Raw genomic sequence first — 16,512 nt, 5'->3', positions numbered from 1 at the left:
GAGAACAGGGCCCCGGCGAATCCAGCGCCGGGGCCCTGCTCGTACCTGATCCCTTCCCTCGCCACGGCGTTCGAGTCCTCTCGGCGGCGGAGAAGAGATCTCTTTCGCGGCAGCACGCCGGCCGCTCGGGACGACGGCACCCGGTCTCCCGGGCAGGGGTCCGAAGCTCCCGGGGAGGCCGCGGAGAGGTGTTCGCGAGGCGCCCGGAGCCCGGCCCTCCACCCCAGCGGTCGCCCTCCCGGTTCCGCCCTCCGACCGGGCTCCCCCGCCGATCTCTTCCCGCCGCAACGGCGCTCGGCCGTCACGGCCGTGACCGGCGGTGCCCGTCCACCCCACCACGCACTCCTGCCGACTCCGCCACCGCCGAATCGGGCTCCTCCACCGGCGATCACCTCACGCCGCAACGGCGCTCAGCCGTCACGGCCGTGACCGGCGGTGCCCGTCCACCCCACCACGCACTCCTGCCGACTCCGCCACCGCCGAATCGGGCTCCTCCACCGGCGATCACCTCACGCCGCAACGGCGCTCAGCCCTCGCGGCGGTGACCGGCGGTTCCGGACCTCCTCAGCCCCCGCGTGCGGCGCCCCTCAGTCGTGCCACGCTCCGAAGTCCTCCAGGAGGCGCTGGAGGGGTTCGAAGACGCCGGGTGTCCCGGCGACCGTGAGGTCGCGTGAGAGGGCTTCTCCGGGGCGGCCACCGGTGCGGGCGCCGGCCTCGCGGGCGATCAGGTCCCCCGCTCCCCAGTCCCACGCGTTCAGTCCGCGCTCGTAGTACCCGTCCAGCCGGCCGCAGGCCACGTCGCACAGGTCGACCGCCGCCGACCCGCTGCGCCGTATGTCGCGGAGCAGCGGGATCAGCCGGGCCGCGACCTCGGCCTGGTGGGCGCGGACGCCGGAGACGTAGTTGAAGCCGGTCGACACCAGCGCCTGGTCCAGCGGCGGCGCCGGGCGGCAGCGCAGCTCGCGCTCGCCGTCCCAGGCCCCGGTCGCCCAGGCCCCGCCGCCGCGCACCGCGTGGTACGTCTCGCCGCGCATCGGCGCCGCCACGACGCCGACCACGGTCTCCCCGTCCTGCTCGGCCGCGATGGAGACCGCCCAGGTCGGCAGGCCGTACAGGTAGTTGACCGTGCCGTCGAGCGGGTCGATCACCCAGCGGATGCCGCTCGTGCCCTCCGTGGACGCGCCCTCCTCGCCGAGGAAGCCGTCGTCCGGGCGGTGACCGGCGATCAGGTCGGTGATCAGCTTCTCCGCCGCGATGTCCATCTCGGTGACGACGTCGATCGGGCTGGACTTGGTCCGGGCCACGGCGAGGTCGGCCGGGCGCCCGTCCCTCAGCAGCTCGCCCGCGCGTGCGGCCGCTTCCCGGGCGAGGTCGAGCAGGTCCGTGTGCAGGGCGTCGGTCACGGGGCTCCTCACGCGTAGGGGCTGTCGGCGCCGGCCGCGGCGGGCCGGGGTGCGCGGGCCGGGCAGCAGCCGGCCGGACAGAGGTGGTGGCTCGCGCCGAGCGTGCCGAGGGCGCACGGTGTGACCTGCCGCCCGCTCTCCACGGCAGCCCGCTCCAGGATCAGGTCGCGGATCGCGGCGGCGAACCTGGGGTCGTCCCCGACGGTCGCGGACCGCCGTACCGGAAGGCCCAGCTCCGCGGCCTTGGCCGTGGCCTCCGTGTCGAGGTCGTAGAGGACCTCCATGTGGTCGGAGACGAAGCCGATGGGGGCCATCACGACGGCCGGGACGCCGGCGCCGTGCAGCTCCTCCAGGTGGTCGCAGATGTCGGGCTCCAGCCAGGGGATGTGCGGGGCGCCGGAGCGGGACTGGTAGACGAGCCGCCAGGGGTGGTCGACGCCGGTGCGCTCGCGGACCGCGTCGGCGATCAGCTGGGCCACGTCCAGGTGCTCCTCGACGTAGGCGCCGCCCTCGCCGTGCGTCTCGACGGGGCCGGACGTGTCGGCGGACGCGGTCGGGATGGAGTGGGTGGTGAAGGCGATGTGGGCGCCCGCGCGGACGTCCTCGGGGAGTTCGGCGAGGGATGCCAGCACGCCGTCGATCATCGGTTCGAGGAAGCCGGGGTGGTTGAAGTAGTGCCGCAGCTTGTCGACCTTCGGCCCTTCGAGGCCCTCGGCCGCCAGCGCGGCCAGCGAGTCGGCGAGGTTCTCGCGGTACTGGCGGCAGCCCGAGTAGGAGGCGTAGGCGCTGGTGGCGAGCACCAGGACGCGGCGGCGGCCGTCGGCGACCATCTCGCGCAGGGTGTCCGTCAGGTACGGCGCCCAGTTGCGGTTGCCCCAGTAGATCGGCAGGTCGAGGCCGTGCTCGGCGAAGTCCTTGCGCAGGGCGTCCAGCAGGCCGCGGTTCTGGTCGTTGATCGGGCTGACCCCGCCGAACAGGAAGTAGTGCTGCCCGACCTCCTTGAGGCGTTCCTTCGGGATACCGCGCCCGCGGGTCACGTTCTCCAGGAACGGGACCACGTCGTCCGGGCCTTCCGGGCCGCCGAAGGAGAGCAGGAGCAGGGCGTCGTAGGGGGTGGCATCGAGCGCGTCTGGCATGAGCCGATCCTGCCACCCGGCACTGACGGCCCGGAAACAGGAGCGTGAAGAGTCGGATTCGGGAGGTTTATCCCTGGTGCCGGGCGGGTGCACCCGGGCCCTCTCGCTCGTAAGCTGTATCAGCCGCAGTCACGCCTTACCCAGTACAGCCGTCGGAGACCCCGTGCCCAGCCCTTATCGCGCCCTTTTCGCCGCCCCCGGCACCAAGGGCTTCTCCGCCGCCGGCTTCGTCGGCCGGATGCCGCTGTCCATGATGGGCATCGGCGTGGTCACGATGATCTCCCAGCTCAGCGGTCGGTACGGGCTCGCGGGCGCACTGTCGGCCACCATCGCGCTGTCCGCCGCGGCGATCGGGCCGCAGGTGTCCCGGCTGGTCGACCAGCACGGCCAGCGCCGGGTCCTGCGCCCCGCCACCCTGCTCGCGCTCGCCGCGGCGGCCGCGCTGCTGTTCTCCGCGCACTACGGGTGGCCGGACTGGGTGCTGTTCGTGTGCGCCGCGGGGATCGGCGCGGTGCCGAGCCTGGGCGCGATGATCCGGGCCCGCTGGGCCGCCCTCTACCGGGGCACCCCGCAGTTGCACACCGCCTACTCGTTCGAGTCGGTCGTCGACGAGGTGTGCTTCATCTTCGGGCCGATCCTCTCCATCGGCCTGTCCACGACCTGGTTCCCGGAGGCGGGCCCGCTGCTGGCCGCCGGTTTCCTCGCGGCCGGCGTCTTCTGGCTGACCGCCCAGCGCGACACCGAGCCCGAGCCGCACCCGCGCGGGCACCACGGCGACGGTTCGGCGCTGCGCGCACCCGGCCTCCAGGTGCTGGTGGCGACCTTCGTCGCCACCGGAGCCATCTTCGGGGCGGTGGACGTGGTGACTGTCGCCTTCGCCGACGAACGCGGCCACAAGGGCGCCTCCAGCGTCGTCCTGGCGCTGTACGCGGCGGGTTCCTGCGCGGCCGGCGCCGTCTTCGGGCTCATGCGGTTCGCGGGGAGAGCGGAGCGCAGGTGGCTGCTGGGCATATGTGCGATGGCCGTGAGTATGATCCCCCTCCTACTGGTCGGAAACTTGCCGCTTCTGGCCGTGGCGCTGTTCGTTGCGGGCCTGTCCATCGCACCGACGATGATCACGACGATGTCCCTCATCGAAAAGCACGTACCTCGCGCGAAACTCACCGAGGGCATGACCTGGGTGAGCACCGGCCTCGCGGTCGGGGTGGCGCTCGGCTCCTCGGTCGCCGGCTGGGTGATCGACGCGGCCGGCGCCCGTGCCGGGTACGGGGTTCCGGCCGTGTCCGGGGCCGTCGCGGTCGCGGTCGGTTTCCTCGGGTACCGCCGGCTCAGCAGGCCGGTCACGGGTCGGGGAGGCACCGTTGGGCAGCACAGCGAGCGGGAAGAGCGGCACGTGGCGTAACTGGGGAGGGAATGTCACCGTCCGTCCCGCGCGGGAGGTCACGCCCGCCTCCGTGGACGAACTCGCGGCGGCCGTACGGCAGGCGGCGGAGGACGGCCTGAAGGTGAAGGCGGTTGGCAGCGGCCACTCCTTCACGGCGATCGCCGCGACCGACGGTGTCTCGATCCGCCCTCAACTGCTGACGGGCATCCGCAACATCGACCGCAGGGCCATGACCGTCACGGTCGAGGCCGGTACCCCGCTCAAGAGGCTCAATGTGGCGCTGGCCCGCGAGGGCCTGTCGCTGACCAACATGGGCGACATCATGGAGCAGACGGTCTCCGGGGCCACCAGCACCGGCACCCACGGCACCGGCCGGGAGTCCGCCTCGCTCGCCGCCCAGATCAAGGAACTTGAGCTCGTCACCGCCGACGGCTCGGTGCTCACCTGCTCCGAGAAGGAGAATCCGGAGGTCTTCACGGCTGCCCGGCTCGGCCTGGGCGCCCTCGGTATCGTCACCGCGATCACCTTCGCGGTGGAGCCGGTCTTCCTGCTCGCCGCGCGCGAGGAGCCGATGCCCCTGGACCGGGTCCTCGCCGAGTTCGACCAGCTCCGCACCGAGAACGAGCACTTCGAGTTCTACTGGTTCCCGCACACCGGCAACACCAACACCAAGCGCAACAACCGCAGCGCGGGGCCGCCGCAGCCGGTGAGCCGGCTGGCCGGCTGGTTCGAGGACGAGTTCCTCTCCAACGGCGTCTTCCACGGCGCCCAGCTGCTCGGCCGTGCGGCGCCCGCCGTCGTGCCGACGATCGCCCGGATCTCCAGCACAGCACTGTCCGCGCGGACCTATACGGACATCCCGTACAAGGTCTTCACATCCCCGCGCCGGGTGCGCTTCGTGGAGATGGAGTACGCCGTTCCGCGCGAGGCGCTGGTGGACACGCTGCGGGAACTGAAGGCGATGGTCGAGCGTTCCGGTCTCAAGGTCAATTTCCCGGTCGAGGTCCGCACCGCCCCGGCCGACGACATCGCCCTGTCCACCGCCTCCGCCCGGGACAGCGCGTACATCGCCGTGCACATGTTCCGGGGCACGCCGTACCAGGCGTACTTCACCGCCGCCGAGCGCATCTTCGTCGCGCACGAGGGGCGCCCGCACTGGGGCAAGGTGCACACGAGGGACGCGGAGTACTTCGCGAAGGCCTACCCCCGCTTCGGCGAGTTCACGGCGCTGCGGGATCGGCTCGATCCGAACCGGCTGTTCCAGAACGACTATCTGCGGAGGGTCCTGGGCCAGTAGCCGGGGACCGGGCGGGCGCGGGGGGCGTCCTCGGCTCCCCGCTCACGGATGCGCCCGGAGGAGCGTGAACCCACCGGGCACCGGGGGCGCTTGCACCCTCCCCGCCCCACGCCGACCGCGCCCCGGGCGCGTTGAGGCCGACCCGCCCCGGGCCCTCCCCCGCGCCGGTCTCGTCACCGGAACCAGGCCTTTCGTGCGTTCCCGAACCTCGCCCACTCTTCCCGCACTTGTTCGATCGGCGGCGGAAGAAGGGGACGTACGAACGAAACCATTGGTTCCGTTTCTGAGGATTGCGTGAAGTGTGCCACGTTCAAGATCGCCCCCGGCGGGCAAACTACGGCCGGGAGGCGGTTGTTGCCAGAAGTTGGGCGGCGCGCCAATCCACGCACGTGGCCCGAATGGAGTACTGTTGCGAGCCCTGGGTCCGGTCTCCCGCCAGGGCGTCCGAGGCCTTGCAGGACCGCCGGGAGGGGGCTAGTTGCACAGGGTGATGGAGTTGGTCACTTAGCGTTGCGAATAGGTAACCGTGCCATAACGGCGGTCCAGGGCCCGTGCCCGACACGCCGGGCAACTCGGCAAGGTTGTGGCAGGCTGCACCCGGGCAGGCCACACTCGACTAGCGGAAGCAGCGACGCACGTGACGTCGGCAGGCACCACCCGGGAGGTCCCCATGCCCGAACTGCGTGTCGTGGCCGTCTCCAATGACGGCACACGGCTGGTGCTCAAGGCTGCCGACTCTACGGAGTACACCCTTCCGATCGACGAACGGCTCCGTGCCGCCGTGCGCGGCGACCGGCCCCGGCTCGGTCAGATCGAGATCGAGGTCGAGAGCCATCTCCGACCCCGAGACATCCAGGCGCGGATACGGGCGGGCGCGACGGCGGAAGAGGTCGCGCAGCTCGCCGGGATCCCCGTCGACCGGGTGCGGCGCTTCGAGGGTCCGGTACTGGCCGAGCGCGCCTTCATGGCCGAGCGGGCTCGCAAGACGCCCGTCCGCCGGCCCGGCGAGAATTCCGGGCCCCTGCTCGGCGAGGCCGTGCAGGAGCGACTGGTACTGCGCGGCGCCGAGAAGGACACCGTGCAGTGGGACTCCTGGCGCCGCGACGACGGCACCTGGGAGGTCCTGCTCGTCTACCGGGTCGCGGGCGAACCGCACTCGGCGAGCTGGACCTACGACCCGCCCCGGCGGCTCGTTCAGGCGGTCGACGACGAGGCACGCTCGCTGATCGGCGAGTCCGACGACCTCGCCGTACCGGAGCCCAGCTTTCCGTTCGTACCGCGCATCGCGCGGCTGCCGCGCGACCGTCCGCTGGACCGTCCCGGCGACCGGGACCGCGAGCGGCCGGCCCTGCCCGCACAGTCGTCCGAACCGGCCGAGGAGACGACCGGCGAACGCGACTCGCTGACCAGCCTCCTGGAGGCGGTGCCGAGCTTCCGGGGCGACATGGTGGTCCCGGAGCGCCCCGTGGAGATCCCGGAGGAGCCCGCTCCGGAACCCGCACAGGAGGAGCCTCCGGCCCCGGCGGCCTCGGCCGGCTCCGCCTACGCGGACGTCCTCATGCCCCGCTCCGTCGGCAGCCACCGCGACCGGCTGATCGGCGCCACCGACCGCCAGGCCGAGGCCGACGGCGTCCGCCCCGGCCGCCGGGCCGCGGTGCCGAGCTGGGACGAGATCGTCTTCGGGACACGGCGCAAGAAGCAGGAGTAAGCAAGCGGGATCAGGAACGGGTCGTACGGCCGTACGAAGAGGGGGCACGCGTGCGTGCCCCCTCTTCCCGTTCCGCTACTGCGGGTCGGGGCCGACCGCCACCGGGCGGGACGGGTCGGCGGACCATTCCGACCACGAACCGACGTACAGCGCCGCCTCGATGCCCGCGACGGCCAGCGCCAGCACCTCGTGGGCGCCGGAGACACCCGAGCCGCAGTACACGCCCACCTCGGCCCCCTCGGAGGCGCCCAGGCCCTTGAAGCGGTCGCGGAGTTCGGCGGCGGGCAGGAAGCGGCCGTCCGCGCCGACGTTCTCGGTGGTCGGCGCCGACACCGCGCCCGGGATGTGACCGCCGACCCGGTCGATGGGCTCCACCTCACCCCGGTACCGCTCCCCCGCGCGGGCGTCGAACAGCACCCCCGAGCGGGCCAGCGCCGCCGCCCCGTCCGCGTCGAGCAACTGCCTCGCACCCGGGACAGGTTCGAAGTCACCTTCGACCGGCGAGATCACGTCTGTCGAAAGAGCGCCCTCCCAGGACGGCAACCCGCCGTCGAGGACCCGCACGTCCGGGTGACCCGTCCAGCGCAGCAGCCACCAGGCGCGCGCGGCCGCCCAGCCCTGTCCGCCGTCGTAGACCACGACCGGCCGGCCCGCCGACACCCCCGCGCGGCGCATCGCCGCGCCGAAGACGGCCAGGTCGGGCAGCGGATGCCGGCCGTTCGCGCCGGGCGGCGCGGCGAGTTCGCCGTCCAGGCGCACATGAACGGCGCCCGGCAGATGCCCGGCCGCGTAGGCCGCCCGGCCGTCGAAGGGCGGCGTGCCGGGCGCGGTCAGCTGCCAGCGGACGTCCAGCAGTACGGGCGGGTTCGGCCCGGTCAGGTCGTCGGCGAGTTCGGTTGCGGTGATGATGGCTTCCATGGCCCCATCCTTACGCCAGGGGTGGCCGCATCGTCCAGGTACGACTACTCTGCTCGGCCGGACAGGCTCGATCACCGGGCGTACGGGATCGGGCACATGCTGTACAGCTGATGGACACCCGGCGGCAATCGACCGGAAACGGGCGAGAAACGGCAGATCAGGCATCCTCGCGGCGAAGCCGCCCCACGGCCGTGGACGCACGGCGCCACGGAGGGTGCGAGCATCGGCACGGGGCGTGTCCGCGACTGCGGCACAACCGGTCCGGACAGCGGAAGCGACACGGCCACCGCGAGGGGCCGAGGAGAGAGTGACGATGACCGAGGTACGGGGAGCGGCCGGTCCGAACGGCGACACGCACGCTCGGCGCGCGCCCGGCACCCCCTGCTGGGTGAGTCTGATGGTGCACGGCTTGACGGCGACCGAGGAGTTCTACGGAGCCCTGTTCGGCTGGGAGTTCGAGCCCGGACCCCAGCAGCTCGGCCCCTGTGTGCGGGCCCTGCTCGACGGCCGGGAGGTCGCGGGCATCGGGCAGCTCCCGCCGGACCTGCATCTGCCGATCGCCTGGACGCCCTACTTCGCCTCGGACGACGTGGATCTGACGGCGGAGACGGCCCGGCTGTGCGGGGGAACGGTGGGTGTCGGCCCGCTCGACGCGGCCGAGGCCGGGCGGATGGCCATCGCCTGCGACCCCTCGGGCGCGGTGTTCGGCATCTGGCAGGCCTCGGCCCACCTCGGCACCTCCCTGACCGGCGTCCCGGGCACACCCGTCTGGGACGAGTTGCTCACCTTCGAGACGTCGAGTATCGCCAAGTTCTACGAGACGGTGTTCGGATACGAGGAGGAGCCGGTGGTGTCCGCCGACTTCGACTACGTGACCCTGCACGTCGGGGGCCGCCCGGTGGCCGGCCTCCACGGCGTCGGCCTCTCGCTGCCCCGGGACCGGGGGCCGCACTGGCTGACGTACTTCGAGGTGGCCGACGCGGACGCGACCCTGCGGGACGTCCCCGAACTGGGCGGCCAGGTGCTGAAACCGGCCCGGGACAGCGCACACGGACGGGTCGCGACGGTGGCCGACCCGGAGGGCGCGGTCTTCTCGGTGATCCAGAGTCCGCGCTGAGCCGGCGCTACGGGACCGGCAGTACGTCGGGGGACAGTGCCGCGGCGCGGGCCGTGGCGCTGGTCATGCGCCTGCGGTGGTGGCGACGGCACAGGACCTCGTAACCGACCTTTCCGGCCGACCCGTTGACATCCCCCACGACCACCTGGGCGCCCTCGACGACCATCTCGCCGTCGACCGTGCGGGCGTTGTGGGTGGCGCGGGCGCCGCACCAGCACAGGGCCTCCACCTGGAGCACCTCGACCCGGTCGGCCAGTTCCACCAGCCGCTGGGAGCCGGGGAACAGCTTGGAGCGGAAGTCGGTGGTGATGCCGAACGCGTAGACGTCCAGGCCCAGATCGTCGACCACGCGCGCGAGCTGGTCGATCTGCTCCGGCGCCAGGAACTGCGCCTCGTCGGCGATGACGTAGTCCGCTCGGCCGCCCTGCGAGAGGTGGTCGACCAGGTACGCGTACAGGTCCTGGCCGTCCTCGACCTCCACGGCGTCGGTGACCAGCCCGAGGCGGGAGGAGAGCTTGCCGTGGCCCGCGCGGTCGTCGCGGCTGAAGATCATGCCGACGAGGCCGCGCGCCGACCGGTTGTGCTCGATCTGCAGAGCCAGCGTCGACTTCCCGCAGTCCATCGTTCCGGAGAAGAACACCAGCTCGGGCATGGGGAGTTGAGCACCTTTCGGTCAGTGGTGGGCCAGGGTGTCAGGAGCGTACTTCGAGCAGCGGCACAAGCTGCTCGGCGGGGGTCATGGAGCCGTGGTTGCCGACCATCGCCGACTCCTTGGGCTCCCGCTCGGAGGCGATGATCAGGACGTCGTCGTGCGCGGCCGCGACGACGTCGCCGATCCGCTCGTACACCCGCTCGTCGAACCGGTCCGGCGGGCCGAACCAGCCCGCCGTGATCGCCTCGTCCCGGGAGGCCACCCAGAACTGCTCGCCGAGCACCTCGCGCCAGCAGGTCAGGACGTCGCCCGCGGCACCGGGCACCGCGTAGACGTGCCGGGCCCGCCCCTCGCCGCCGAGCAGGGCGACGCCGGCGCGCAGCTCCCAGTCCTCGTCGAAGTCGATGCGGTGCTGCTCGTCGAACGGGATGTCGACCATGCCGTGGTCGGCGGTGACGTACAGCGCGCTGCGCGCCGGGAGCTGTTCGGCGAGCCGCTGGACGAGCCGGTCGACGTGCATGAGCTGGCCGCGCCAGGTGTCGGAGTCGACGCCGTAGCGGTGCCCCGCTCCGTCCAGTTCGGCGTAGTAGGTGTACACCAGGGAGCGGTCGGCGGCGGCGAGCTGGTCCGCCGCGAGGTCCATGCGCTCCTCGCCGGTCAGCCGTCCGTGGAACGTTCCGCCGCTGAGCGCGACCTTGGTGAGCGGGGTGCGCTCGAAGGCCGGGGAGGACACCTGGGCCGCGTGCACGCCGGCGTCCTGGGCGAGCTGGAAGACGGTGGGGTACGGCTGCCAGGCGGCCGGGTCGGTCCAGGGCTGCCAGCGCAGCTGGTTCATCAGCTGCTGGGTCTGCGGGTTGCGGACCGTGTAGCCCGGCAGGCCGTGGGCGCCGGGCGGCAGGCCGGTGCCGACGGAGGCGAGGGAGGTCGCGGTGGTCGCCGGGTAGCCGGCGGTGATCGGCCGGCCCGTGCCGCCGCGCGAGCTGCCGAGCAGCGCGGTGAGGAAGGGCGCCTCGTCCGGGTGGGCCCTGATCTGCTCCCAGCCGAGTCCGTCGATCAGGAAGACGCAGTTGCGGTCGGCGGGCGTCAGCTCCGTGATCGACGCGGTCATTCCGGGTACGGCCATGCCCGCGGCCAGGGTGGGCAGCAGGTCGGCGAGGGAACCGCTGCCGTACTCGGGCAGCGGTGCGGAGCCGAGGGCGAGCGGTTCGGGATGGTCCCAGGCGGCGTACGCCATCAGCGGGTGACGTCCGCGGTCGCCTCGGAGATGGCCTGCGCGAAGGCGAGCGCCTGGCGCACCGTCTCCGGGCCGTCCCCGGCCTCGCTGACCCGCAGGCTGAGGTCGTCCGCCGTGGAGCTGCCGGTGTAGCCGTGGTCGGCCTCGCAGTTGGGGTCGCCGCAGGCGGCGGGCTCCAGGTCGATGCGGGAGACGGCGCCCCAGCCGATGGTCAGCACGATCTCGCGGGGCAGGGTGCCCGGCGTGTACTGCTCCGGGTTGGCCACCACCCGGCTGACCACGACCGACGAGATCCGGCCGAGCTTGACCGACTCGGTGGAGGTGGTGGCGTACGGGGTCGGGGAGGTGCTGTCGGCGGCCTGCTCGTCGGTGTGGCTGACGATGAAACGGTTGCCGGTGAGGACGAGCACCGTCACATGCCGCCGCACCTCGTTCTGGTCGAACGTCGTCTCCTGGTGGACCAGGTACGACCGGATCGGCTCGCCGCCCACTGCGGCCTCCACCGCCTCGGCCACGAGGGCCGGGTAGTAGCCGCTGCGCTCGATCGCGACGCGCAGCCCCTGGGTCGTCGTACTGGTCTTGGCCATGGCGTCCATCCTAATCCGTGGTCAAGGGGACCCGGGCCAGTCGCGCACGACCGCGTCCGACGCCGCGCCCGTCGCGCGCGGCCGCGTCGAACGCCGCCGACGGGTAGGGGCGTTCCTCCCGGCCGGCGGGCGGTTCGGGGTCGGTTCAGTAGGCGGGCAGGGTGCGCGGGCCCAGATCGTCGCGGGCCGGCGGTGGCGCGAGGCGCACGGTGGCTCCCAGGACGCTCACGCCCTCCCGCGCGACCACGACCGGTTCCAGAGTGACCGCGACCACCTCGGGGTGGTCGTCGACCAGCCGGGAGACCCTGAGCAGCAGCTCCTCCAGGGCGGGGGTGTCGACGGGGGCCGAGCCGCGCCAGCCGAACAGCAGGGGCGCGGTCCGGATCGAACGCACCAGCGAGGTCGCGTCCCGGTCGGTGACCGGAACCAGCCGGTGTGCCATGTCCCCGAGCAGCTGCGAGGCGGCCCCGGCGAGGCCGAAGGAGACCACGGCCCCGGCAGCCGGGTCGATCACGGCCCGTACGACGGTGTCGACGCCCCGGGGCGCCATCCGCTGCACCACCGGCCGCAGCTCCTCGGGCGGCCCGAACAGCTGGCTCAACTCGTCGTACGCCCGGCGCAGTTGCTCCTCGTCCGCCAGGTCGAGCCGCACTCCGCCCAGGTCGGCGCGGTGGCGCAGGTGGGGGGCGGTGGCCTTGAGGGCGACGGGACAGCCGAGGGTACGGGCGGCTTCGACGGCGGCCTCGGGGGTGGGGGCGGGCAGCGCGCGGTGCACGCCGATGCCGTACGTGCCCAGGAGCCGGCAGGTCTCCTCTGCGCCGATGGTGAGCCCCTCCCCCCGCTCCAGCAGCGCGCCGATCAGCTCGGCGGCGCCTCTCTCGTCGATGTCGTCGTACTCGGGCACCTTCCCGGGCTCGGCGGCCGCCCGCCGCCACTGCCCGTACCTCACGGCCTCGGCGAGAGCACGCACGGCGCGTTCGGCGGCGGGGTAGGCGGGGATGAGGCGGGAGTAGGGGTGGGGGGCAGGGGGCTTCGCCGGTGCCACGGCGGGCAGGCGTTCCCCTCCCGCGGCGGGCAGGCGTTCCGCCCCCGCGGCGGGCCCTCGTTCCGCCCCCGCGGTAGGCAGGCGTTCCCCTCCCGCGACGGGCAGGCGTTCCGCTCCCCCGGCGGGCCCTCGTTCCGATCCCGCGGTAGGCAGGCGTTCCCCTCCCGCGGTAGGCAGGCGTTCCCCTCCCGCGGTAGGCAGGCGTTCCCCTCCCGCGGTAGGCAGGCGTTCCCCTCCCGCGGTAGGCAGGCGTTCCCCTCCCGCGGTGGGCAGGCGTTCCGCAGGGCGGAACGGGTGGGCACCGCCACCAGTGCCGGGTGCCATCGCACCGGCGGTGGGTGCGGTACGGCCCGCGGCCGAAAGCGCCTCCGCAAGCCCCCCGAGCTCCACGTGCACCACCAGCACAGGCTTCCCGGGAACCTCCTCGGCCGCCGACCGCAGCGCCTCCGCCAGCTCCGCGTCCCCGACCGTCCCCTCCCCGATCGTCGGAATCGCCGTGACGACCACCGCGTCGCACGACTGGTCCGCCAGCGCCCGCGACAGCGCCCGGTGGAAGTCCGCCGCGGTCGCCCCGGTCGTCAGGTCCAGCGGCCGGGCCGGGCGCAGCCCCTCCGCCAGGCAACGGTCGTACGTCAGCAGCCCGAGCGATTCCGAGTTCCCGAGAATCGCCACCCGCGGTCCCGCCGGCAGCGGCTGCCGCGCGAGCAGCAGCCCCGCGTCGACCAGCTCGGTGATCGTGTCGACGCGGATCACCCCGGCCTGCCTCAGCAGCGCGGACACCGTCGCGTGCGGCAGCCGCGTCGCCCGTACCGCGTGGCCCGGCGGGGCCTGCCCCGCGCCCTGGACCACGACCAGTGGCTTCGCGGTCCCCGTCCGCCGGGCGAGGCGGGTGAACTTGCGCGGGTTGCCGATGGACTCCAGGTACATGAGGACGACGTCGGTCTCGGGGTCGTCGTACCAGTACTGGAGGACGTCGTTGCCGGAGACGTCCGCGCGGTTGCCGGACGACACGAAGGTGGAGACGCCCGTGGTGCCGGTGACACCGCCGCCCCGCCGGTGCAGCCGGGACAGCAGGGCGATGCCGATGGCGCCGGACTGCGCGAACAGGCCGATGCGGCCCGGGCGGGGCATCTCGGGTGCGAGGGAGGCGTTCAGCCTGACGGCGTCCGCGGTGTTGATGATCCCGAAGGCGTTGGGGCCGATGATGCGCATGCCGTACGTGCGCGCCTGCCGGACGAGCGCGCGCTGGCGCTCGCGGCCGTCGGGGCCGCTCTCCGCGTAGCCGGCCGCGAGGACGACGAGTCCCTGGACGCCGTGTTCGCCGCACTCGGTGACGGCCTCGGGCACGCGCTCGGCGGGCACGGCGACCACCGCGAGGTCGACAGGGCCGTCGATGTCCCGCACCGAGCGGTGCGCGGGCACCCCGTCGACCTCCTTGAGGTCGTCCGGGAAGGCCTGGTTCACGGCGTGCAGGCGGCCGGTGTAGCCGGCGTCCCGGAGGTTGCCGAGGACGCTGCGGCCGACCCCGCCGGGCGCGCGGCCGACGCCGATCACGGCCACGGAACCGGGCGCCAGCAGCCGTCGTACCGAACGGGCCTCCGCACGCTGCTCCCGGGCGCGCTGCACGGCGAGGGAGCGGTCGGTGGGCTCCAGGTCGAACTCCAGGCGGACGACGCCGTCCTCGAAGCTGCGCTTCTGGGTGTAGCCGGCGTCCGTGAACACCTTGATCATCTTGCTGTTGGCGGGCAGCACCTCGGCGGCGAAGCGCCGGATCCCGCGCTCGCGCGCGACGGCCGCGATGTGCTCAAGGAGGGCGGAGGCCACACCCCGCCCCTGGTGGGCGTCCTGGACGAGGAAGGCGACCTCGGCCTCGTCGGCGGGCGCGGTGGCGGGCGTCCCGTCGGCGCCAATGCGGTCATAGCGTACGGTTGCGATGAACTCGCCGCCGATGGTGGCCGCGAGTCCCACCCTGTCCACAAAGTCGTGGTGCGTGAAGCGGTGGACGTCCTTGGCGGAGAGCCTGGGGTAGGGCGCGAAGAAGCGGTAGTACTTCGACTCGTCCGAGACCTGCTCGTAGAAGCTGACCAGGCGGTCGGCGTCATCAACGGTGATGGGCCGGATGCGTGTGGTACCGCCGTCGCGCAGCACCACGTCGGCCTCCCAGTGGGACGGGTACTCGTGCCGGTCCTGCGGGTCCGCCGGGGTCTGCATGGGCCCCAGAGTACGGCTCGCGTCCGACAACGGCGCGAGGCAGTCTGTGGAGGACGGAAGCCGGACCGAGGCCGCGGTCCGGCGACACACCCGGAGGGGCTCACACCCGCTCCGGGGATGCTTCACGATATGGAAAACTGGTCTAGACAACCCTGAACACCGAAGGGCAGCATCACATGGCTGAGCGCCGCGTCAACGTCGGCTGGGCCGAGGGCCTCCACGCCCGCCCCGCTTCCATCTTCGTCCGAGCCGCCACGGCCGCAGGCGTCCCGGTCACGATCGCCAAGGCCGGGGGCAACCCCGTCAACGCGGCCTCCATGCTGGCTGTCCTGGGGCTGGGCGCCCAGGGCGGCGAGGAAGTCGTCCTCGCCTCCGAGGCCGAGGGCGCGGACGTCGCCCTCGACCGCCTGGCCAAGCTGGTCGCCGAAGGTCTTGAGGAGCTCCCCGAGACCGTCTGAGCATCCAGCACCCGCACGTCCGGGGCCGCGCCGACTCCCACGGGGTCGGCGCGGCCCCGTCGTCCGCCCGGACCTGCGCCGCGATTCCCTGGCAGCCGGCCACGGCTTCACGACGGGGCGGCACACGGCTCCACGAAGTCCCCGAGCGTTTGTGAAGGCCCCGCCCAGTAGTTTGTGAAGGCCCCGGACCCGGCTTACGCCCGGCTTTACCGCGGGCACACGAAAGAGGCGCGAGCGTTAATTCCCGGCGCGCACGAATTCGGGCACAGAAAACAGACCCCCACCGAATAACACCTCTTTGTATACGGCGCGCTTGTTAATGCCGCAGGCCCGACATGTTTACGGGGTGTTGCGAAGTCCTCACACCGTTCGCCCGTTCGGTGGGGCCGGGGAAGCGGAGCCGGTGGGAGGCCGTCGAGCGCTCGGTGTGCAGTGCCGTGATCGCCCGGGCGCGCTCGCCGTCGCCGCGCGCCACCGCGTCCACGATGGCGCCGTGCTCCGTCCATGACTCCACGGGGTTGGCGGGTGTCTCCACCGTGTACATCCAGGTGATCTTGTGCCGCAGCTGGGTCAGCGTCGAGGTCAGGGCGTGGCTGCCGGAGGCCTGGGCGAGCGTCTCGTGGAACCAGCCGCCCAGGGAGCGCAGGTCCTCGCTGTTACCGCGCCTGGCCCGCTCCTGGCCCAGCCTGACCAGTCCGCGCAGCACCTTGAGGTGGGCCTCGGAGCGGCGCTGGGCGGCCCGAAAGGCGCCGAGCGGCTCCAGGAGCGTGCGCATCTCCAGCAGGTCGGCGGCCTCCTGCTCGCTCGGTTCGGCGACGCACGCGCCCGCGTGCCGGCGCGTCACCACGAAGCCCTCGGCCTCCAGGGTGCGCAGGGCCTCGCGGACCGGGACGCGCGAGACGCCGTAGCGGCGGGCCAGGAGTTCCTCGGTGAGCCGGCTGCCCCGCTCGTGGACCCCCGCGACGATGTCGTCCCGGATCGCCGTGCATACCGAGTGCGCCGGAATACGCATGACCGACCTCCGCCTTAATCCCCGTGAAACGCCGCCGAGTGGCGTCCGTTCCGTGACTCTATTGCAATGAGCGGGAATTTCCGACGGCGGGCCGGAATCCAGGGATATATTTTGGACAGCCGGGGCACGAAAACGACGAAAGCCCCGGCGCGGGGGTCGGGGCTTCGGAACATCTCACGAGTCGTTGTCGCCGGACTGGCAGCGGTTCGCCTCGCTGGTCGGGTACGGGTGCGTGGGGGTTGCTCGCGCAGTTCCCCGCGCCCCTTTCGGGGCGCGTCACGCGCAGCGCCCCGAAAGGGGCGCGGGGAACTGCGCAACCAGCCACGACGCATCCGCACGCATCGCGACCA

13 protein-coding genes are annotated in these 16,512 nt (G+C 72.8%); 5 read left to right on the top strand and 8 right to left on the bottom strand.

All coding sequences use genetic code 11. From position 1 onward, the window contains the following. Positions 1-587 precede the first annotated feature (587 nt). Together OHB00_RS37075 and OHB00_RS37070 are read right to left on the bottom strand one after the other, a co-directional pair. Complete coding sequence (locus OHB00_RS37075; RefSeq protein WP_406441448.1) at positions 588-1,403, bottom strand: inositol monophosphatase family protein; 816 nt, start codon at positions 1,401-1,403, stop codon at positions 588-590. Positions 1,404-1,411: 8 nt separating this feature from the next. Beyond that, positions 1,412-2,539 (bottom strand): ferrochelatase, encoded by a 1,128-nt coding sequence (locus OHB00_RS37070; protein ID WP_406441446.1) that lies wholly within the window; start codon positions 2,537-2,539, stop codon positions 1,412-1,414. A 163-nt stretch (positions 2,540-2,702) separates the two neighbouring features. Here OHB00_RS37070 and OHB00_RS37065 point away from each other — a divergent pair, with 163 nt between their 5' ends. The 3 genes from OHB00_RS37065 to sepH all read left to right on the top strand — a co-directional run bounded on the left by OHB00_RS37065 (position 2,703) and on the right by sepH (position 6,928). Continuing rightward, positions 2,703-3,941, top strand: a complete 1,239-nt coding sequence (locus OHB00_RS37065; protein ID WP_406441444.1) for an MFS transporter — start codon at positions 2,703-2,705, stop codon at positions 3,939-3,941. After that, positions 3,901-5,220: a D-arabinono-1,4-lactone oxidase gene (locus OHB00_RS37060; RefSeq protein ID WP_406441442.1), complete on the top strand. Its 1,320-nt coding sequence runs from the start codon at positions 3,901-3,903 to the stop codon at positions 5,218-5,220. The genes OHB00_RS37065 and OHB00_RS37060 overlap by 41 nt, the downstream gene beginning before the upstream one ends. A gap of 670 nt (positions 5,221-5,890) precedes the next feature. Then, positions 5,891-6,928 carry a septation protein SepH gene (gene sepH, locus OHB00_RS37055; RefSeq protein WP_406441440.1) on the top strand — a complete coding sequence of 346 codons (1,038 nt, stop codon included), beginning with the start codon at positions 5,891-5,893 and terminating at the stop codon, positions 6,926-6,928. Between the two features lie 75 nt (positions 6,929-7,003). Here sepH and OHB00_RS37050 read toward each other — a convergent pair whose 3' ends face one another. Then, a complete protein-coding gene (locus tag OHB00_RS37050; protein WP_406441438.1) occupies positions 7,004-7,846 on the bottom strand; it encodes a sulfurtransferase in 843 nt (280 codons plus the stop codon). A 313-nt stretch (positions 7,847-8,159) separates the two neighbouring features. On the opposite strand from OHB00_RS37050, the gene OHB00_RS37045 reads away from it, so the two are divergent. Next, positions 8,160-8,963, top strand: a complete 804-nt coding sequence (locus tag OHB00_RS37045) for a VOC family protein (protein ID WP_406441436.1) — start codon at positions 8,160-8,162, stop codon at positions 8,961-8,963. A gap of 7 nt (positions 8,964-8,970) precedes the next feature. On the opposite strand, the gene OHB00_RS37040 is transcribed toward OHB00_RS37045, so the two are convergent. From OHB00_RS37040 to OHB00_RS37025, 4 genes are all read right to left on the bottom strand, one after another. Then, a complete protein-coding gene (locus OHB00_RS37040; RefSeq protein ID WP_406441434.1) occupies positions 8,971-9,615 on the bottom strand; it encodes a thymidine kinase in 645 nt (214 codons plus the stop codon). A gap of 40 nt (positions 9,616-9,655) precedes the next feature. Beyond that, a complete protein-coding gene (locus OHB00_RS37035) occupies positions 9,656-10,849 on the bottom strand; it encodes an alkaline phosphatase family protein (protein ID WP_406441432.1) in 1,194 nt (397 codons plus the stop codon). Next, a complete protein-coding gene (locus OHB00_RS37030; protein WP_360517266.1) occupies positions 10,849-11,445 on the bottom strand; it encodes a DUF5998 family protein in 597 nt (198 codons plus the stop codon). Before OHB00_RS37030 ends, OHB00_RS37035 begins: the two co-directional genes overlap by 1 nt. 136 nt (positions 11,446-11,581) lie before the next feature. Continuing rightward, on the bottom strand, positions 11,582-14,692 hold the full coding sequence (locus tag OHB00_RS37025; protein WP_406441430.1) for a GNAT family N-acetyltransferase: 3,111 nt from the start codon (positions 14,690-14,692) through the stop codon (positions 11,582-11,584). A 176-nt stretch (positions 14,693-14,868) separates the two neighbouring features. On the opposite strand from OHB00_RS37025, the gene OHB00_RS37020 reads away from it, so the two are divergent. Then, the gene (locus OHB00_RS37020; protein ID WP_406441428.1) at positions 14,869-15,150 is read left to right on the top strand and encodes an HPr family phosphocarrier protein; all 282 of its coding nucleotides are present in this window, start codon (positions 14,869-14,871) and stop codon (positions 15,148-15,150) included. Between the two features lie 316 nt (positions 15,151-15,466). On the opposite strand, the gene OHB00_RS37015 is transcribed toward OHB00_RS37020, so the two are convergent. Continuing rightward, on the bottom strand, positions 15,467-16,162 hold the full coding sequence (locus tag OHB00_RS37015; RefSeq protein WP_406441426.1) for a GntR family transcriptional regulator: 696 nt from the start codon (positions 16,160-16,162) through the stop codon (positions 15,467-15,469). Between the last annotated feature and the right edge of the window lie 350 nt (positions 16,163-16,512).

Source organism: Streptomyces sp. NBC_00631 (assembly GCF_045206895.1).
Classification (GTDB): Bacteria; Actinomycetota; Actinomycetes; order Streptomycetales; family Streptomycetaceae; genus Streptomyces.
Note: the sequence above shows the minus strand (reverse complement) of the source record. Positions and strands in the feature narration are given on the sequence as shown.